General features: G+C 68.0%; 19 protein-coding genes and 1 pseudogene. 15 read left to right on the plus strand and 5 right to left on the minus strand.

Going from position 1 to position 16,889, the window contains the following annotated elements; genetic code table 11:
• The first annotated feature begins 296 nt into the window (after positions 1-296).
• The 4 genes from JGR78_RS17465 to JGR78_RS17480 all read left to right on the plus strand — a co-directional run bounded on the left by JGR78_RS17465 (position 297) and on the right by JGR78_RS17480 (position 3,235).
• Positions 297-1,496, plus strand: a complete 1,200-nt coding sequence (locus tag JGR78_RS17465; RefSeq protein WP_200559577.1) for an AAA family ATPase — start codon at positions 297-299, stop codon at positions 1,494-1,496.
• Positions 1,493-2,437 carry a ParB/RepB/Spo0J family partition protein gene (locus JGR78_RS17470; protein WP_234450989.1) on the plus strand — a complete coding sequence of 315 codons (945 nt, stop codon included), beginning with the start codon at positions 1,493-1,495 and terminating at the stop codon, positions 2,435-2,437. Before JGR78_RS17465 ends, JGR78_RS17470 begins: the two co-directional genes overlap by 4 nt.
• Before the next feature lie 148 nt (positions 2,438-2,585).
• Positions 2,586-2,825, plus strand: coding sequence for an AbrB/MazE/SpoVT family DNA-binding domain-containing protein (locus tag JGR78_RS17475; RefSeq protein WP_200559578.1), 240 nt, complete (start codon positions 2,586-2,588; stop codon positions 2,823-2,825).
• Complete coding sequence (locus tag JGR78_RS17480; protein WP_182793043.1) at positions 2,822-3,235, plus strand: type II toxin-antitoxin system VapC family toxin; 414 nt, start codon at positions 2,822-2,824, stop codon at positions 3,233-3,235. The genes JGR78_RS17475 and JGR78_RS17480 overlap by 4 nt, the downstream gene beginning before the upstream one ends.
• A gap of 78 nt (positions 3,236-3,313) precedes the next feature.
• Here the strand turns inward: JGR78_RS17480 and JGR78_RS17485 are convergent, their stop codons facing one another.
• The 4 genes from JGR78_RS17485 to JGR78_RS17500 all read right to left on the minus strand — a co-directional run bounded on the left by JGR78_RS17485 (position 3,314) and on the right by JGR78_RS17500 (position 6,653).
• Positions 3,314-3,967, minus strand: a complete 654-nt coding sequence (locus JGR78_RS17485) for a sulfotransferase family 2 domain-containing protein (protein WP_182793042.1) — start codon at positions 3,965-3,967, stop codon at positions 3,314-3,316.
• Between the two features lie 76 nt (positions 3,968-4,043).
• Complete coding sequence (locus JGR78_RS17490) at positions 4,044-5,144, minus strand: FUSC family protein (RefSeq protein ID WP_234450990.1); 1,101 nt, start codon at positions 5,142-5,144, stop codon at positions 4,044-4,046.
• Complete coding sequence (locus tag JGR78_RS17495; RefSeq protein WP_200559579.1) at positions 5,141-5,611, minus strand: MarR family winged helix-turn-helix transcriptional regulator; 471 nt, start codon at positions 5,609-5,611, stop codon at positions 5,141-5,143. The genes JGR78_RS17490 and JGR78_RS17495 overlap by 4 nt, the downstream gene beginning before the upstream one ends.
• A 373-nt stretch (positions 5,612-5,984) precedes the next feature.
• A complete protein-coding gene (locus JGR78_RS17500) occupies positions 5,985-6,653 on the minus strand; it encodes a MarR family winged helix-turn-helix transcriptional regulator (protein WP_234450991.1) in 669 nt (222 codons plus the stop codon).
• Positions 6,654-6,660: 7 nt separating this feature from the next.
• Between JGR78_RS17500 and badI the strand changes: the two genes are divergently transcribed.
• The 10 genes and pseudogenes from badI (at position 6,661) to JGR78_RS17545 (ending at position 14,122) form a co-directional block, all read left to right on the plus strand.
• Positions 6,661-7,452: a 2-ketocyclohexanecarboxyl-CoA hydrolase gene (gene badI, locus JGR78_RS17505; protein ID WP_200559598.1), complete on the plus strand. Its 792-nt coding sequence runs from the start codon at positions 6,661-6,663 to the stop codon at positions 7,450-7,452.
• A gap of 61 nt (positions 7,453-7,513) precedes the next feature.
• Positions 7,514-7,795, plus strand: coding sequence for an AMP-binding protein (locus JGR78_RS17510; RefSeq protein ID WP_200559580.1), 282 nt, complete (start codon positions 7,514-7,516; stop codon positions 7,793-7,795).
• Positions 7,792-8,160 (plus strand): annotated as a pseudogene (locus JGR78_RS18480) (AMP-binding protein); the annotation flags it as partial. The gene JGR78_RS17510 and the pseudogene JGR78_RS18480, both read left to right, overlap by 4 nt.
• A gap of 505 nt (positions 8,161-8,665) precedes the next feature.
• Positions 8,666-9,088 carry a hypothetical protein gene (locus JGR78_RS18325; RefSeq protein ID WP_234450992.1) on the plus strand — a complete coding sequence of 141 codons (423 nt, stop codon included), beginning with the start codon at positions 8,666-8,668 and terminating at the stop codon, positions 9,086-9,088.
• A 37-nt stretch (positions 9,089-9,125) separates the two neighbouring features.
• Complete coding sequence (locus JGR78_RS17520) at positions 9,126-10,766, plus strand: sulfatase-like hydrolase/transferase (protein ID WP_200559582.1); 1,641 nt, start codon at positions 9,126-9,128, stop codon at positions 10,764-10,766.
• A gap of 110 nt (positions 10,767-10,876) precedes the next feature.
• The gene (locus JGR78_RS17525) at positions 10,877-11,137 is read left to right on the plus strand and encodes a hypothetical protein (protein WP_200559583.1); all 261 of its coding nucleotides are present in this window, start codon (positions 10,877-10,879) and stop codon (positions 11,135-11,137) included.
• 56 nt (positions 11,138-11,193) lie between these two features.
• Positions 11,194-11,730 (plus strand): MgtC/SapB family protein, encoded by a 537-nt coding sequence (locus tag JGR78_RS17530; RefSeq protein ID WP_182793035.1) that lies wholly within the window; start codon positions 11,194-11,196, stop codon positions 11,728-11,730.
• A 19-nt stretch (positions 11,731-11,749) separates the two neighbouring features.
• Positions 11,750-12,682 (plus strand): formylglycine-generating enzyme family protein, encoded by a 933-nt coding sequence (locus JGR78_RS17535; RefSeq protein ID WP_200559584.1) that lies wholly within the window; start codon positions 11,750-11,752, stop codon positions 12,680-12,682.
• Positions 12,683-13,057: 375 nt separating this feature from the next.
• Complete coding sequence (locus JGR78_RS17540) at positions 13,058-13,579, plus strand: hypothetical protein (RefSeq protein WP_200559585.1); 522 nt, start codon at positions 13,058-13,060, stop codon at positions 13,577-13,579.
• Positions 13,580-13,732: 153 nt separating this feature from the next.
• The gene (locus tag JGR78_RS17545) at positions 13,733-14,122 is read left to right on the plus strand and encodes a hypothetical protein (protein WP_200559586.1); all 390 of its coding nucleotides are present in this window, start codon (positions 13,733-13,735) and stop codon (positions 14,120-14,122) included.
• 93 nt (positions 14,123-14,215) lie between these two features.
• Here the strand turns inward: JGR78_RS17545 and JGR78_RS17550 are convergent, their stop codons facing one another.
• Positions 14,216-14,602, minus strand: coding sequence for a hypothetical protein (locus JGR78_RS17550; protein WP_200559587.1), 387 nt, complete (start codon positions 14,600-14,602; stop codon positions 14,216-14,218).
• Positions 14,603-15,402: 800 nt separating this feature from the next.
• Between JGR78_RS17550 and JGR78_RS17555 the strand changes: the two genes are divergently transcribed.
• Positions 15,403-16,755: an ISNCY family transposase gene (locus tag JGR78_RS17555; protein WP_200559425.1), complete on the plus strand. Its 1,353-nt coding sequence runs from the start codon at positions 15,403-15,405 to the stop codon at positions 16,753-16,755.
• Positions 16,756-16,889 lie beyond the last annotated feature (134 nt).

The following is a 16,889-nucleotide window of genomic DNA, read 5'->3' on the forward strand; positions in this document are numbered from 1 at the left end:
TTATTAATTTCAAATAATTATAGGCTATGAACAGAGAACAAGAAGAATCCAGAACAAGGGAGGGGTTTCTTATCCACAGGATTTAAGAGCAGTTGGACCACTGGCTCTTGAAGACCTTACAAATTGGGACGCCTGACCCCTCTCACGTGCTGACAACACGACTGAAAGGCACGAAGGTTCAGTCTTGGACCCAAGAGGCACATGTTACGGTTCCTGAAGGCTCCACACTTGAAAGACCGAACTTTACCCCGATACCCTGCCGGTGCATGGTCGCCTGCACAGCAAGGAACAGGATCATGGACAGCGTTCTACCTCCCGTAGCACTGGACGAACTTTCCGTCCTCAGCCGCCGCGCCGCCACCGTGATCGAGCGGCTGCGCGAGCGGGTCTTCGCCCCCGGCACGCAGAAGCAGCTGGACTTGCGCTTCAATGTCCGCACCGCAGCCGAGATGGTCGGGCGGTCCGAAAAGGCGATCCGCGATGCCGAGGGCGACGGCCGCCTGCCATCCCCCGACAAGGACGAGGACACCGGCCGTCGCCGCGGCTATTCGCTGGCCGACATCGCCCGGATGCGCGAGGTCTTCGGCACCCTGCCGCATCGCGCCCCCGACGACCCGCCGCTGGTCCTGGCCGTGCAGAACTTCAAGGGCGGCGTGGGGAAATCTACGGTCGTCACCCATCTGGCGCAGTATTTCGCGCTCAAGGGCTATCGCGTCTGCATCATTGACTGCGACAGCCAGGCCTCCAGCACCGCCGTCTTCGGGCTGAACCCCGACGTGGACGTGGATGAGGAGGAAGACACGCTTTATCCCTTCCTGCGCCATGGCGGCCCCAAGACGCTGCATTACGCGCTGCGCGCGACCTACTGGCCGGGGATCGCGATCATCCCGGCGAACCTTGGCCTTTACGATGCGGAATATGAATTCGCGGCCCGGATGGCGCGTGACCCGGCCTTCATCCTCGACCGGTTGCGCGAAGGGGTCGACAGCATCGCGGACCAGTTCGATATCATCCTGCTGGATCCGCCGCCTGCCCTTGGGATGCTGTCCTTGTCGGTGCTGCGCGCGGCGAACGCGCTCTTGGTGCCTGCGCCGCCGAACAACATCGACTTCGCCTCGACCGCGCATTTCCTCAAGATGCTAGAGGCGACGCTGGCGGAACTCTCGCGCCACGGGGGCGAGCGGCAGTACAGCTTCGTCAAGATCCTGACCTCGAAGATGAACGAGCAGAAATCGGCGCATCAGGCGATCAAGCGGATGATGGACGCGGTCTTTGCGCAGGACATGCTGATGGCGGTGCTGAAGGACAGCGCCGAGATCGACAACGCCAGCGCCAACCTGATGACGGTCTATGAAATGACCGGCGCGGCCACGCGGACCGAGACGCACAAGCGCTGCCGTGCTTATCTGGACGCCGTAGGGCGCGAGGTCGAGTTGCTGGCCCGCAAGACCTGGCCCAGCCACCACCGCGATCTGCGCAAGGAGGGACTGCTGTGAGCAAGCGCCACGACGCGATCTTCGACGACCTGCTGCGTGACATGGATGACCCGGCTCCCACCGCGGAAAAGGGCGGGACCCGTTTCCTCAAGCGCTCGAACGCGCTGGCCGATAGCGGCACGCGCGAGGAAAAGGTGCTGCGCTGGGTCGATCCCGCCACCTGCGTGATGTGGGAACGCCACAACCGCGCCTATGACCTGCTGAACGAAACCAACTGCCGCGAGCTGATAGACAGCATCCGCGCGCAGGGGCAGCAGGAGTTCCCGGCCATCGTCCGCCGCCGTTCGGGCGACGGCGCGGAATACGAGGTGATCTGTGGCGCCCGCCGACATTTCGCGATCTCGTGGCTCAGGGCCAACAACTATCCGCAGTTCCGCTATCTGGTCGAGGTCCGCGATCTGACCGACGAGGAAGCCTTTCGCCTCGCCGACATCGAGAACCGGGACCGTGCGGACCTGTCGGATTACGAACGCGCCCGTGACTACGCCCGCGCCTTGGATCTTTACTACGGCGGCAAGCAGAAGGCGATGGCGGCGCGGCTGGAGGTCTCGGAGGCGTGGTTGTCGCGCTATCTGTATCTTGCCCGGCTGCCCGAGGTCGTTGTCCGCGCCTGGCCGCAGATCACCGATCTGAAAGAACTGCACGCCCGCACGCTGCGGCCCCTGCTTTCGGATGCCGAAGACCGCGTGCTGGCCGAGGCCACGGCAATCGCCGCCGAACAGGATCGGGCGCGGGCCGGGCAGGGGGCCCCTGTCCCCGTTCCCCGCGTCCTCGCACGGCTGAAGGCGGCAACGGCGCCTGCCGCCAAGGTCGCGGCCCCATCGGCCAAGCTGCGGGTCCGTGAGCGGGGGCGTGAGGTGACACTGCAGTTCGATCGCGACATCGACGAGCCGACCTTGCGGGCGGAACTCGACCGCTTCCTTGCCGAAAGGTTCGGCTGACGGGAAATTGCCAACTGGCAACGCCGCTTCCCGACTGGAAATTGCCAATTGGCAATTTGTTAAACCGCTGTGAATGAAGGCATTTCCTTTAGCTTGCACAAGCCCTGACAAGGCATTACCCTTGGTAATACTGGCAGGGGGAACCATCATGCGCATCACCATCAAGGGTCAGGTCACGATTCCGCAGCCGATCAGGGAGGCCGCAGGCTTCCATCCGGGAACCGAGGTCGATTTTCTGATGGGCGATGACGGGCTGGTGCGGGTGATCCCTTCCGACCGGCTGCGCGAGGACCGGGGGCAGGCGGTGCGCCAAGCCATCGCCCGGCTCAGGGGCAGCGCCGATGCGGGGATGACAACGGACGAGATCATGGCCCTGACCCGCGGATGACGCCGGTCCTGGTCGATTCCAACATCCTGATCGACATCGCCACCGACGATCCCCAATGGGCCGCATGGTCGGCCGGGGCGCTGGCGCGGGAAGGGCAGGGGGCGCGGCTGGTCATCAACCCGCTGATCTATGCCGAGGTTTCGGTGGCCCATAGCCGCATCGAGACGCTGGACGCGGCCTTGCCCGAAGAGGTCTTCGCCCGCGAACCCCTGCCTTGGGCGGCGGGCTTCCTTGCCGGCAAGGTCTTTGTCGCCTACCGCCGCCGGGGCGGTGCCCGGCGCTCTCCGCTGCCGGATTTCTACATCGGCGCCCATGCCGCCATCCGGGGCTACCGCCTGCTGACCCGCGACCGCAGTCGCTATGCGGGCTATTTCCCCAAGGTCGAACTGATCGCGCCCGAAGACCCGTGACCTGCCGGAAAGGCGGAAAGCCGTCGCGCATCCCGGGAAGGAGGCCTTCCTGCGGCTGCAGGGGCAGGGCGCCTTGCCTCAGCCGTCGAAGCTCCAGCCGAAGCGGGCGATGTCCTCGGCCGCCGCCGCCGCAATGAGCGCGCGGGTTTCGGCGTCATGGCTGCCGCGCCAGTCCACGCCGGGCGGACCCGAGGCATTGCTGCGCGGCAGGGGGCCGGGCGGAAAGCCCAGGTGCGCTTCCAGTTCGGCCAGGCCGGGGCCGGGGTCGTCCAGCCGCAGGATCAGGGCGGGATGTTCCTGCCCCCGTGCGTCGGTCAGGTAATGCCGGACCGGCACCGCCATGTGCGACAGGATCAGCGGCTGGCGCAGGAAATCGGGAAAATCGAGCGCCTTGGCCAGCGTCACGGCCGGGTTCTCGAAGCTCTGCAGCCGCAGCCAGCGGTGGTAGCTGACCGCCCGCGCCCAGGGGTTGCGCGCCAGCGTGACCAGCAGGTAGCCGGAAAAGATCGCCGGATCGACCAGCCCCTCGATGTCGGCGAGGGTCGAATGCTTCCACAACCGCCCGCGGGCGGCCACGCCCCTGACCCGCCGCCGCCGCTTCAGGCCCTTCGGAGTGTCCGACAGCACGATGTCCTGCGGCCCGAGCCGGCGTTCCAGCGCAAGCGTCAGCGAGGTGCCCCCGGTCTTGGGGATATGGACGAACACATAGCGGTGCCGGTGAGAGATGATCATGCGCTGCCCTCGGGCCGGGGCCGGATCGCCCCGCCGCCGGTCTGCCGGACGCGGGCGGCGCAAGGCAAGCCCCGGCTCAGGGCCGGGCGTCGCGCTGCCCGGCCAGGTGCCGGCGGTCGTCGAGGCTTGACAGCACCACTGCCAGGCAGATGCCGATCGTCGCGCCCAGCAGGGTGTCCAGCACCCGCTCGGGTGCCATGGCAGCCCCGGCAGCATGGGGGGCGGCCAGATGGGTCATCAGCAGCGCCATGGGCGTGACCAGCACCTGCCCCAGCCCGTAATTCGCGCCGATGACCACCTCGGTCACGAACTGCAGCAGGACCAGCGCCGCGATGACCGCCCAGGCCGTGGGGTTCTGGATCAGGAAGGCCCAGGCCAGCAGCGCCCCCGCCACCGTGCCCGCCATCCGCTGCAGCGCCCGGTTCATGCTGATATGCAGATGGGTGCCCTGCATGACCGCCAGCGTCCCCATCGCGGCCCAGGCTGGATGGTTCGCGCCAAGGGCATGGCTGGCGTAAGCCGCCAGTGCCGTGCCCGCGGTGATGCGCGCCGCAGCCATCAGCCGGTGCGGCAAAGGCCGCGCCGGCTCGGCCGGAAAGGGCCGGCCGGGGCGGGGCGGGTGGCGCAGCGCCTCGCTGGCCGCGCAGACCGCCCATGAGAAGGCGGCGGCGGCCGCGGTCGCGGCGGTGCGTTCCAGCACCTGCGCCAGCGTCAGGCTGTCGGCCATCGAGGCGCCCACGGCAAAGACGAAGATCAGCGGCCCCGGCGCCCCGAAGCGGCCGGTCACGCAGACAAGGAAGAAGAACCCGCAGGCGAAGGCCAGAAGCGCAAGCTGGCCCGCGGCGGAGGCCCCGAGCCAGACGGCCATCGACATCCCGAAGACCGCGAGGCTCTGCCACAGGGCGCATTGCAGCAGGATCGGGTTGCGGCTGCGCGGCGGGGCGAAGCGGCCGAACAGGGCGACCAGCACCCCCAGCGCGACAAAGCCGATCAGGTGCGGCCAGGGCGAGACAAGGGTGAGGGGCAGGGCGATCGCCGCCGCGACCGCCGCCTGCAGCCCGGCCAGCGCCGCGTTGCGCAGCGACGGCTGCGGCGACAGCGTCAGGCTGCCGCGAAGATTGCGGGGATGCAGCAGGTGCCGCATGACCTGCCGGCGGCTTGGAGGGCGGCGGCTCATTCGGCGGCGTCCTTGGTCCCGGCGCGTTCAAGGGTCGTAATGCGCCGTTCGATGGTTTCCAGATGGGCCAGCATGGCGGCGATCTCGGGGTCCGACAGGTCCGCCAGCATGGCTTCCTCGGCTTTGGCCAGTTCGCGCCGGATACCGGCCAGCCGCTGCTCGCCGCGCCTGGTCAGGTGGACCAGCCGGGCCCGGCCATCGGTCTCGTCCCGGCGCCTTTCGACCAGTCCTTCGCGCGACAGGATGTCGATCACCCGCACGAGGCTGGACCCATCGACGCCGACCCGCGCCGCAAGGTCTTTCTGGGTGATGCCGCCGCCGCTTTCCTTCAGATGCACCAGCGGCACCCAGGTGGCGTCGGTCAGCCCCACCTGTGCAAGCCGGGCATCCAGCACCCGGCGCCACCGCCGGGCGAGCAGCGAGAAACGAAGCCCGAAGCGGGCACGAAGGGCAAGAGGGTCGGACATGGCCTGAAATATAGTTTGAAGGTCAAATCAAATCAAGACCGACGAATCGCCGCACCAGTCCGCAGGAGCTTGCGCGCGGCCGGACCAATGGTCTTCACACCTGATGAATGGCAAGATGTTTTTACATATCCTGTCCCTGCCTTGCCGTCTGCCTCGTCCCGGCCCGTCCGGCCGGGGGGAGGAAAAGGCAATCACATCGGGGAGGATGTAATTTGCTGGCTGGACTCGGAAAGCTCGTGATCGCGGCCGCTATCCTGCTGGGGCGGGGCCGGCGATGGTGCAGGGGATGACGGTCAGGATCGGCGTCCTGAACGACCTGTTGGGCATCTTCCGGTTGCAACACTTGCTTGTCTTGATCGCAGCCGGTCAGTCCTCATCCGCCCCCGCCCCGTGCGCGCTCCAGCGCGACGAAATTCTGCCGCAGGTTTTCAAGATGATGCATCGCGGCGTTGGTATCGGGATTCGAGAAGCCCGCCAGCGCGGCCGCGTGGAAGGCGTTGATCCGCGGCTGCATGGCGGCCCATCTCTGCCGCCCTTCCCGGGTCATGCGAATCAAGCGGGACCGCTTGCCGCGCTTGTCCACCGTGCGGGTGATGAGGCCGCGGGCTTCCAGCCGCGACAGCATCCCCGTCAGGTTCTGGCGGCTGACCATCAGCAGCCCGGCAAGATCGCCCACCGGGATGCCGCCCTGGCTGCGCGGACCGGCCAGGGCGCCGAGGATCGCCCATTGCCGAGTGGTGACGCCATGATCCGCGAGCGCGCGGCTGCCGGTCTTGTTCAGCAGGTTCGCGGTCTGGCAGAGCCGGCAGAACGGCCGGTTCCGCAACCCTGCGGTCAGCGCGTCGATGGCGGTATTCTTCGGGGTGGTCGGGGCAGGGCGGATGGTCGGCGTGGTGTCCGACGCCGCTCGCCTGGGGTCTTCGGCTGTCCCGAGGACCTGCCGGGCGCGATCCTGTTCTTCGCCTCCGGCGACGCCTTTCACCGGACAGGTGATCTCGGTGTCCGGCGGCCTGACGATGCACGGCTGAAAAGGAACCATCATGACCGACATGACCTATGAAGACATCCTGTTCGACAAGACGCACGGGGTCGCCACCATCACCATCAACCGCCCCGACAAGATGAACGCCTTTCGCGGCCGGACGGTCGAGGAAATCATCCACGCCTTCAACCGCGCCGGATGGGACCGCGAGGTGGGCGTGATCGTGCTGACAGGCGCGGGTGAACGCGCCTTCTGCAGCGGCGGCGACCAGTCCGCGCACGAAGGGCAATATGACGGGCGCGGCACCATCGGCCTGCCCATGGAGGACCTGCATTCCATCATCCGCGACGTGCCTAAGCCCGTGATCGCCAAGGTGCGCGGCTATGCCATCGGCGGCGGCAACGTGCTTTGCACCATCTGCGACTTCACCATCGCGGGTGAAAGCGCGCAGTTCGGGCAGGTCGGCCCCAGGGTCGGATCCGTCGATCCGGGCTATGGCACCGCCTTTCTCGCCCGCGTCGTGGGCGAGAAGAAGGCGCGCGAGATGTGGTATCTGTGCCGCCGCTACAAGGCGCATCAGGCGCTGGAGATGGGCCTTGTCAACGCCGTCGTTCCCGACGACCAGCTTGACGCCGAGGTCGATCGCTGGTGCGCCGAGATCCTGGAAAAATCGCCCACCGCCATCGCCATCGCCAAGCGGTCCTTCAACATGGACACCGAACACCAGCGCGGCATCGCGGGCATGGGGATGTATGCGCTGAGCCTGTATTACGACACCGACGAGGCGAAGGAGGGCGGCCTCGCCTTCAAGGAAAAGCGCAAGCCGGACTTCCGCAAGCACTACATGCGCAGGGGCTGAATCCTGCGGGGGCCGTCCCGCCGGGCGGCCCCCCTTTCCGATCTGCCAAGGAAAAGGCATCATGTCCGGGACCGTTTTCGACGCCGCGGAACTGGACCGGATCCGTGGACTGACGCGGCTCGGCGTCGGGCGCAACGACGTAGTGACCTGCCAGTTGCCCGACAGCTGGCAGTTCGTCGTGACCTATCCCGGCTGCGCGCGGATCGGCGTGGTGTTCAACCCGGTGATGCCGATCTTCCGCGAGCATGAACTGTCCTTGATGCTGGGCCACCGCGAGTCCAAGGTCTTCATCGTTCCCAAGGACTTCGCAACTTCGACCACGAGGCGATGGCCGAGGGGATGAAGCCCCAGCTTCCCGACCTGCGCCATGTCGTCGTCAACAAGGCCGATGGCGAGAACACCTTCGACAAGCTGCTCGCCAACCCCGGTTCCGACGACCCCGACCTGCAGCGGATCGTGAGTGCCAGCCATCCCGGCCCCGATGACGCGAACCAGGTGATTTACATCAGCCGCACGACCGGGGAATCCAAGGGGGTGATGCACACCTCGAACACCATGTATCCGAACCTCATCCCCTGTCCGGAACGGCCGGGGCTGACAGGCCGGGAGGCGATCGCCATGGCCGCGCCCATGGACCACCAGACCGGCTTCCGGCATGGCCTTCTGATGCCGATCTGCCTCGGGGCGCGGTTCATCCTGTTCGATATGTGGGACAAGCGGCTGAAGCGGCGGATGGTGCAGGACGAGGGCATCGCCTTCACCATGGCCTCGACCCACCGCCTCGGGCAAGATCCAGAAATTCGCGCTGTGCAGGATGCTGCGCGAGGAGATGGACTGGCCTGCCCGCCGCATTGCCGTCGTGACCGGCCTTTGGGCCGAACCGTCATCGGCCGGCTGGTCGCGGACGGGACCGCGGGACGGCGCTGGCCGACATCCCGGGGCGGCGGCTCGACGAGACCCTGGCCGCGCGGGCGCTGGGTCCGGTGGACATCCTTGTCAACCTCGTGGGCGGGCTGCGCTTGCCCCCGGCTCTACACGCCCTTTCTGGACATGACCGGGAAGCAGTGGCGCGCCACCATGGACCTGATGGGGGGCTTTCACCTGTTCCGCGCCTTTGCGCCAGGGATGCTGAAACGCGGCTGGGGCCGGATCGTCAACGTGGCCCGCATCGGTCATGGCGGCGGGGCAGGGCGGGCCTTTGCCGCAGGCCCCGATGCGGCGCCGGTTTCCCCGCATCCAGCCCTGGGTTGCCAGGATCGGCAACATCGCGCTTTATCTGACGATCGGCACGACCATCCTCGGCAACCTGCCCGAGGTCATGGGCATGGTCGGCGAGGGTGCGATGCTGATGGGGCTGGTCTTCATCGCGGCCATGTTCGGCATCGGCTATCTCGCCGGCGGCCGCAGCGACCGCGACGACCTGGAAGACGTGAGCGCGCTTGGGTCGGGGTGGCGGAACACGGCGGCGACCATGATCATCGCGGTCCAGAACTTCGGCGCCGCCCCCGAAGTGCTGGCTATCATCACCATGGTCAACACCTTGGGCATCATCCTGCTGCCGGCGCTCGCCCGCGTGCTGAGCCGCGACGCCCCCGGCTTCACCACGACCCCCGGCCGCCCCAAGCCGGGCCGATAACCCTTTGCCCGCCCATCCCGCCTGAAAGGTCCGCCCCATGTCCGACACCGCCCGCAAGCCGAACCTGCTGATCCTGGTCGAGGACCAGTGGCAGGCCCACATGCCGGTCCCCGACGACCTGCCGCTGCCCGCCTGGCGGCGGCTGCACAGGGAAGGCGTGGCCTTCAACCGGGCCTATTGCACGGTGCCGATCTGCACGCCCTCGCGCGCGACCATGTGGACGGGGCAGCACGCCAAGAAGATCGACATGTGGGACAACACCAACTACGCTTGGCTGACGAAGGGGATGGACCCAGACATCCCGACCCTCGGCGACATGCTGCGCGGGCAGGGTTATTACACCGCCTTCAAGGGCAAGTGGCACCTGTCCAGGCTGGACCGCAAGCCGCATCCTCTGGAGGATTTCGGCTGGTCCGACACCCAGGAATGGGGCGACATGTTCGGCGGCCCCCTGCAGGGCGCGCAGCTCGACACCAGCGTCGCCGAAGAAGCGGTGGACTGGCTGGAACACCGCGCCCCGACGCTCGACCAGCCCTGGGCGCTGGTGGTCAGCCTGATCAACCCGCATGACGTCATGTTCGTGGTTCCCGACAAGGGCATCGGCGGGCTGGATGCGGGCTTCGCCTCGGCCAGCCAGCATCCGATCCAGCAAAGTCCCTTCTTCCAGAAGGAATGGGACGTCGCCATGCCCGACAATCACGCCTATGAACAGGACAAGCATCCTCCGGGGGTCGCGGCCTATTACGAATACCTGCGCATCCATTTCGGCCATATCCCCGAGGATCGCACCGACCTGTGGCTGAAGCAGCGCAACTACCTGCTGAACTGCATGCGGCTGGTGGACATGCAGTTCGACAAGGTGCTGCAGGCGATGGACCGGGTCAGCGGCTGGGACGACACCGTGGTCATCTATACCGGCGATCACGGCGAGATGAACGGCGCCCACAACATGACCCAGAAGGGCGGCATCACCTTTGACGAGGCCCAGGTCGTGCCCCTGATCATCCGCGATCCGCAGGGCCGGCGGGGGGCGCGGACCGAGGCCATCGGCTCGCTTCTGGACCTGGTGCCGACATGCCTCGATTACGCCGGCGTCCCCGAGGAGCGGCTGCGCGCCGACTATCCCGACCTTCCCGGCCGCTCGCTGCGTCCCTTGACGACGGCGCCCGAAAGCGCGGGTCCCCGCGGCAGCGCCGAGCAGCCGGGCAGCGGCGCGCTGACGACATGGGACACGCTGCACGCGCTGGACAACGACTGGGCGCTGACCGGGGCGCTGGCGCAACTGACCGACCTGCAGGGCGGCGTGATGACGCCCGACGAATGGCTGGCCCGCATTCCCGAGGTCGGCGCCGAATACGGCGCGCCCGATTTCGGCAAGCGCAACTTCCACCGCAGCCTGACTGACGGGTGCTGGAAGATCGTGCGCTGGTTCAGCCCCGACGAGTACGGCAACCCCGCTTCGGTCGAGGAACTGCGGGCGTGCAGCGATGTGGGCCTTTACGATCTCATCAACGACCCGGGCGAGACGGAGAGCGTGGCCGACCCCGCCCACCCGCGCCACGACGCGCAGGCGCTGGCCGAGATGACCCGCAAGCTGCACGAGCTGGTCGCGCGCGAGCTGGGCGAGGACCTGCGGCCCTTCGACCCGGCGATGTTCGCCCCGGCCGACGCCGGCTGACCCCGTGGCCCGCAATCTTCGCAAGGATGCGGTCGCCGGAGTCTCGGTTTCGCTGAGCCAGATCCCCACCATCGTCGGCTTCGACCCTGGCACGGACAACAAGCTGGCCAATGCGCCGCCACGAACCGGGCGCCACGCTGATCGAGGTAATCGACGGCTATGCCCGGCGGGTCGAGGCGGCGGGCAGCCTGCTGCTCCTGTCCGAGCTGGGCGGGAACGCGGTGGCCCAGCTTCGCCGCACCCGCAAGATCGGGGTCCGCGACAAGGTCGGGATCTTCCCCGCCACCGAGAACCTGGGCGACCCGACCCGGCAGGCCGTGACCGAGGCCATCGCCCGGCCGGGAAGGGCAGAGACCGGCGACGACCGCTGAACCCGCAGCAGGCGGGCCAGCCGGAACAAGGCGCGCGCGCCCTGCGTTCGACCGCCATGCAGCCTGACACCTTCAGCCCCGATCACCTCGCATGGGCGGACGCGGTCCTGCGGATGGGGGCGGCGCTGGTCCTGTCACTGGCGCTGGGGCTGGAACGGTTCCTGCGGAAAAAGCCCATCGACTTCCGCCCCTTTGTCATCATCGCGCTGGCATCCTGCGCGCTGACGGTGGGAACCATCGAATTCGCCTATCGCGCCGTCGATGACACGATCTCGGTGGACCCGACACGGGTGCTGCAGGCGGTCATGACCGGCATCGGCTTCATCGCCGCAGGCACCCTGTTCCGCGAGGATTACACCGTCTATGGCGCAGGCTCGGCCACCTCGATCTGGGCCTCGGGCGCTATCGGGATCATCTGCGGGCTGGGGATGATCTGGCTTTCGCTGCTGCTGACCGGAACGATGCTGGTCGTGCTTCTGCTCAGCCGACCCTTTACCCAGGATTACACCATCCAGATGGACGATGACGCCGGCGGTCAGGGGAACGCGGACGGGCAGGGTGGACAGGGTGGAACCGGCAGTTCGGGACCGTGACGCCCCGGTGAGGCGGCGCATGGCCGATCCGGCCGGGGCTGCGCTGGAGGCGGGGGATCGCTTGGGCTGCGCCTTCATCCCCGGCGGCAGCTTCCTGATGGGGTCGGATGATTTCTACCCCGAGGAGCGGCCGGTCCGCCGCGTCACCGTTGCCGGCTTCCGGATCGACCGCACCCCCGTCACCAACGCCGCTTTCGCCCGCTTCGTGGCCGCCACCGGCCATGTCACCCTGGCCGAGCGGGCGCCGGACCTCGCGGACTATCCCGGCGCCGATCCGGCGCTGCTGGTTCCCGGCTCGCTGGTCTTCCGCCCGCCACCCGGTCCGGTGCCTCTGGACGACCCGCGCCTGTGGTGGGCCTATGTGCCGGGGGCCTGCTGGCACCGGCCCGAGGGACCGGGCAGCGGCCTGGCGGGGCGCGAGGATCATCCGGTCGTCCATGTCGCCCATGCGGATGCCGCAGCCTACGCTGCCTGGGCGGGCAAGGCCCTGCCGACCGAGACGGAATGGGAATATGCCGCCCGCGGCGGGTTTGACGGCGCGGCCTATGCCTGGGGCGACGATCCCGCGCCGGGCGGGCGCTGGCAGGCCAACATCTGGCAGGGCGCCTTTCCCTGGCAGGACCTTGCGCTTGACGGCTTTCCCCGGACCTCGCCCGTGGGGGCCTTTCCCCCGAACGGTTACGGCCTTTTCGACATGATCGGCAATGTCTGGGAATGGACGGCCGACGCGTTCCGCCTGCCCGGCGCACGGTCCTGCTGCACGCCGGACGGGGGCGCCACGGGTCCCGGGGTGGTCAAGGGCGGCTCGCATCTCTGCGCCCCGAACCATTGCCGCCGCTATCGCCCGGCCGCGCGCCAGCCGCAGGCCGCGGACAGTTCCACCAGCCATATCGGCTTCCGCTGCCTCCGGCGCGGGCCGGGTCAATCCATGGACGAAGAACCGGGCGGCTGAGTTCCTCGCCCGCCCCGGCCCTGCCCGTCGGGGGGCGTCCATGGTCCCCGCGCCCTCGGACGGCAGGGGCCTGCAGTCCGAGGGATGTCGTGAAAGAAGGCTGGGGGCAGGCTGCGCGGGGAAGGTCCTGAAAGAGAACCCGACAACAGGGTGCCGGGACGATGACGGTGTTCCTGTGCGACCTCGGCCTTCCGGCGCCCGGCGGTGACACCGGCTGCGAGCGGATCGGGTGGCGCCCCGTCAACCGCCGGAGCCGGGGCGCTCTCAGCCTCGACCGCGTGCCTTGTTGCCTGCGCTGAACCCCTCTGCGGTAAAGACAAGGCCGGGCTTATGCGCTTTCATGGGGTCACATGCGCGAAGCACAAGAATCGCCCGATGAGACGCCTGTTCGCCGCCCTGCTGCTGGTCTGCAGCCTGCTGTTGCCCTTCCATGCGCAGGCCGATGAGACGCTGGACCGCATGACCTCGGCGCAGATCGTCGAACAGGCGGGGTCGCTGCACCCTTCGGCGCTTTATGTTCTTGCCGCCCGGCTGCTGGCCGAAGGCAGGGGGCAGGAGGCGGCGAACTGGATGTATGCGGGGCAGGTCCGTTACCGCTTCCTGCTAGGGGCGCCCGGCGCGGGGGCGAATGACCGCACCCTGTTCTCGGCGCTGACCGAGCAGGTCGGTCGCCCTGTCAACGAATACATCGCCGGCGACCCCGACGACTGGATCGCGGCAATGGAATGGGCGCTGGACTGGGACGCTGCGAATGCGAACCCCGTGACCTCCAAGGAGGCCCATGCCGCAGAACTGGCCGAGGTCCGCGCGGGCCTTGCCCGCCTGATCGACAAGGTCGATTCCAGCCGCGCCGAGATCCGCCGGCATCGCCGCGACAACGGGCTGGAAAACCGCTGAGCGGGGGGGAAAGGAGCCGCCTATGCCTTCCCCTGCCGCGGTGTGGGACAGACCCCCTTCCGCGACGCGCGGCCCGCCTGGAACTTGTCGGAGCCGCCCCAGATGCGGTCGCATGCCAAAGCCTTCTGCCATCACAATCCCCGAGGAAGACCGATGAAGCACCTGCCCGGCCCCGCGGCCCTGCTGGCCGCCATGACCCTCGCCGCGCCTGCCACGGCGCAGGATTACCTCGGCATCCATCTCGACACGATGCTGGAACACAACCTGCGCACGCATCAGCAGCAGCAGGCCAGCCCGGGCGAGGCTCCTGCGCCGCGTCAGGGAAAGTCCCGGCCCGGCACCATGTCGCCCGCCGCCGAAGCGCGCGCCCGGGCCGAGGGCGCCCGGATCATGCAGGAACACCGGCGCCAGCTTGAGCCCCGCTACCGGATGCGCGTCCAGCGCGACGGCAAGGCCGGGGCGGACGCCTGGCTCGCCTCGGAAGCGCGGCGGTTCGGGATCGAGACCGGCCGGGCGATGCGCAAGAAATACTCGGGGCAATAGGCCGGGCGCCGGGCCGGGGGACGGCAGGACGAACTGCCGCTGGATCGGTCGCAGGGACCGGAAAGCGCAAGCGCCACCCGTGACCCCGGCGCCCTATTCCGAGGGCGGGCGGGGAAGCCAGTCGCGGCATTCGCCGGCGATGCGGGCGACCACCAGCGTGTCGCCCCGGAAATGCCCCTCGGCCACCACGCAGCCGCTGTCCGCGAAGGCGGCCTCGATCCTTGCGCGGTCGCCCGCGCCGGCCTCAAGCGGCGGCGGCTCGGGCAGGTCGTTGCCCGACAGCGGACGGGTGCGGGTGCCGTCGGGGTCGATGCGGAACACCCCGCGCCACGGGCAGGGCGGGCGGTAGCAGAGGATGCCGGTCGAGCCGAGGCCCCAGAACTGTTCCCCTTCGGCCGGAACCGGCAGCGGCTCGGGTTCCAGCGCCTGCGGGGCGGTGCCCGACAGGAGCAGCGCGGCGGCAAGGATGCTGCGGAACATGGCGGTTTCCCTTGCGTGACGATCGTTTTCCCAGCGACGGTGGACAAGCGGCGGCCCGGGAACACCCGACCTGCGGGCGCAGCATGGACCCGCAGCAAAGGCAGGTCGAGGGGGCTTCGGCTTCTGCAGCCTGACGTTCCTTCAGGGCGGGGCCGCCGCCTCGGCCCTGGTCTTCGGCGACGTGAACCGGCCCGAAGTGGCAGATTGCGAGCTGACCTGCCTCGCCCCTGAAGCCGGCTGAAGGAGAAGACCATGACCCCATCTGCGCATGGACATGGACTGATGGCCCCGATGCCGGGGGGGCGATCCGGCGCCCTGCAGGGACGACGAATTCAAACGCCGCCTGCCACGGACGCGCCGGCGGGATCTTCACCGCCCGGCCGAACCGCGTGAGAAGCCATGACCCAGCCCTCCCGGAACATCCCCCGGCGACGGCCTGCCGCTACAGCCACCACATGGGTTTCGGGGACTGCGCCCCGGCCGGGTTCGCCTATGCCGGCGACCCCTGACCGGCCATCCCTTGCACCGAAGGCGGATCGCGGATGATGCTGGGGGCTTGATGGAAAGCCGGATCGGACCTGCCGCGGTCCCATCGGGACGCCGCCAAGGTTGCAATTGCCGGCCAGGACAGGCGCGGCGGGACTCCACCCACGAGATCGGGGTGCAGCGGCGCAGACCGCGGGGTTACATAAATCAAATTATAAATACATTTGTTATACGCGCAAAGCTAAAATGTCACCGCTGAGCAAAGCAGGAATGTCACTCTCCCCCGGTTGAAGCATGATCCTCGGGGGACGAACATGGGATGGCTGGTGATGAGCGAACGCGAGCTGAACCGGATCGAGGTGCTGTCGGAGGTTGGGACTGGCCGGTTGCGGGTTGAAGACGCCGCCGGCCTGCTCGGCCTGACCCGGCGGCAGGTATTTCGGCTGCTGGCGCGGTTTCGGGCGGATGGCCCGGCCGGGCTGGCCCACCGTGCGCGCGGACGTGCGCCGAACAACGCCCTGTCTGCCCTTCATCGGGAGCAGGTGCTGGCACTCGTTCGGACGCAGTATGCCGATTTCGGTCCGACGCTTGCGGCCGAGAAGCTGGCCGAGCTGCATGACATCCATATCTCGCACGAGACCTTGCGCAAATGGATGATCGAAGACGGTTTATGGGTCTCGCGCAAGCAGCAGCGGGTGCTGCACCAGCCGCGGCTGCGGCGCGAGGCCCTGGGTGAGCTGGTCCAGATCGACGGCTCGGAGCATCGCTGGTTCGAGGATCGGGGCCCCGCCTGCACGTTGCTGGTGTTCATCGACGATGCGACCGGCCGGCTCATGCATCTCCGGTTTGTCGCCTCCGAGAGCACCTTCAGCTATTTCAATGCGCTGGAGGGCTACCTTCAGGAGCACGGCCGGCCCGTGGCCTTCTATTCGGACAAGCACAGCGTGTTTCGGGTGAACCGCACCGAGGCGCGCAGCGGCCATGGCATGACGCAATTCGGCCGGGCGCTGAACGAGCTGAACATCGAGATCCTCTGCGCCAATTCCTCGCAGGCCAAGGGCCGGGTCGAGCGCGCCAATCGCACCCTGCAGGACCGTCTGGTCAAGGAACTGCGGCTTGCCGGGATCGCGGACATGGCAGCCGGCAATACGTTCCTGCCCGGCTTCATCGCGGCCTTCAATACCCGCTTCGCCCGCATCCCGCGCCGGTCGGACGATCTGCACCGTCCCCTGAACGTCGAGCCGGAGCGGCTCCGCGACATCTTCTGCCTGCGCGACGAACGCCATGTCGGCCAGCAGCTGGCGCTGTCCTACGACAGGAAGCGCATCATCCTCGAACCGAACCACCTGACGCTCGGCCTGGTCGGCACATACGTCGACACCTACGAGTTCCCGGACGGCCGGCTGGAGATCCGGGCCAGGGGCGTGTCCCTGCCCTGCCGGATGTTCGACAAGGAGCAGCGCGTCACCCACGCCGCGATCACCGAGAACAAGCGCCTGACCGAGGTGCTGGCCTTCATCCAGACCCAGCAGGACCAGGACCCGCCCAGGGCGCGGCGCGTCGGCAAGCAGCGCACCCGCTATGAGCCCAAGGGCACCGTCGGACCTGGTCGCACACCTCTGCTGGTCAAGGCACGTCGAGCGCAGGTCGAAGCCAGAACGAACTGAACGCCAGACGGAGCACTGGATCCGACGGCCGCTCAAGGCAGCCGGTCAGGGCTGCGATGGCGGAGGTCTCCGCCCTGCCCGGCTGCCGGCATCGTGGCGCCCGGTGACATTCCTGAATTGCCAGCAAGGGTGAC

The organism is Paracoccus sp. MC1862 (assembly GCF_016617715.1).
Classification (GTDB): Bacteria; Pseudomonadota; Alphaproteobacteria; order Rhodobacterales; family Rhodobacteraceae; genus Paracoccus.

Excerpts from the sequence above, each read along its gene's own strand:
- JGR78_RS17465 (WP_200559577.1), top strand. The coding sequence starts at position 297 with ATGGACAGCGTTCTACCTCCCGTAGCACTGGACGAACTTTCCGTCCTC.
- JGR78_RS17475 (WP_200559578.1), top strand. The coding sequence starts at position 2,586 with ATGCGCATCACCATCAAGGGTCAGGTCACGATTCCGCAGCCGATCAGG.
- JGR78_RS17480 (WP_182793043.1), top strand. The coding sequence starts at position 2,822 with ATGACGCCGGTCCTGGTCGATTCCAACATCCTGATCGACATCGCCACC.
- JGR78_RS17485 (WP_182793042.1), bottom strand. The coding sequence starts at position 3,967 with ATGATCATCTCTCACCGGCACCGCTATGTGTTCGTCCATATCCCCAAG.
- JGR78_RS17490 (WP_234450990.1), bottom strand. The coding sequence starts at position 5,144 with ATGAGCCGCCGCCCTCCAAGCCGCCGGCAGGTCATGCGGCACCTGCTG.
- JGR78_RS17495 (WP_200559579.1), bottom strand. The coding sequence starts at position 5,611 with ATGTCCGACCCTCTTGCCCTTCGTGCCCGCTTCGGGCTTCGTTTCTCG.
- JGR78_RS17500 (WP_234450991.1), bottom strand. The coding sequence starts at position 6,653 with ATGATGGTTCCTTTTCAGCCGTGCATCGTCAGGCCGCCGGACACCGAG.
- badI (WP_200559598.1), top strand. The coding sequence starts at position 6,661 with ATGACCTATGAAGACATCCTGTTCGACAAGACGCACGGGGTCGCCACC.
- JGR78_RS17510 (WP_200559580.1), top strand. The coding sequence starts at position 7,514 with ATGTCCGGGACCGTTTTCGACGCCGCGGAACTGGACCGGATCCGTGGA.
- JGR78_RS18325 (WP_234450992.1), top strand. The coding sequence starts at position 8,666 with ATGCGGCGCCGGTTTCCCCGCATCCAGCCCTGGGTTGCCAGGATCGGC.
- JGR78_RS17520 (WP_200559582.1), top strand. The coding sequence starts at position 9,126 with ATGTCCGACACCGCCCGCAAGCCGAACCTGCTGATCCTGGTCGAGGAC.
- JGR78_RS17525 (WP_200559583.1), top strand. The coding sequence starts at position 10,877 with ATGCGCCGCCACGAACCGGGCGCCACGCTGATCGAGGTAATCGACGGC.
- JGR78_RS17530 (WP_182793035.1), top strand. The coding sequence starts at position 11,194 with ATGCAGCCTGACACCTTCAGCCCCGATCACCTCGCATGGGCGGACGCG.
- JGR78_RS17535 (WP_200559584.1), top strand. The coding sequence starts at position 11,750 with ATGGCCGATCCGGCCGGGGCTGCGCTGGAGGCGGGGGATCGCTTGGGC.
- JGR78_RS17540 (WP_200559585.1), top strand. The coding sequence starts at position 13,058 with ATGAGACGCCTGTTCGCCGCCCTGCTGCTGGTCTGCAGCCTGCTGTTG.
- JGR78_RS17545 (WP_200559586.1), top strand. The coding sequence starts at position 13,733 with ATGAAGCACCTGCCCGGCCCCGCGGCCCTGCTGGCCGCCATGACCCTC.
- JGR78_RS17550 (WP_200559587.1), bottom strand. The coding sequence starts at position 14,602 with ATGTTCCGCAGCATCCTTGCCGCCGCGCTGCTCCTGTCGGGCACCGCC.
- JGR78_RS17555 (WP_200559425.1), top strand. The coding sequence starts at position 15,403 with ATGGGATGGCTGGTGATGAGCGAACGCGAGCTGAACCGGATCGAGGTG.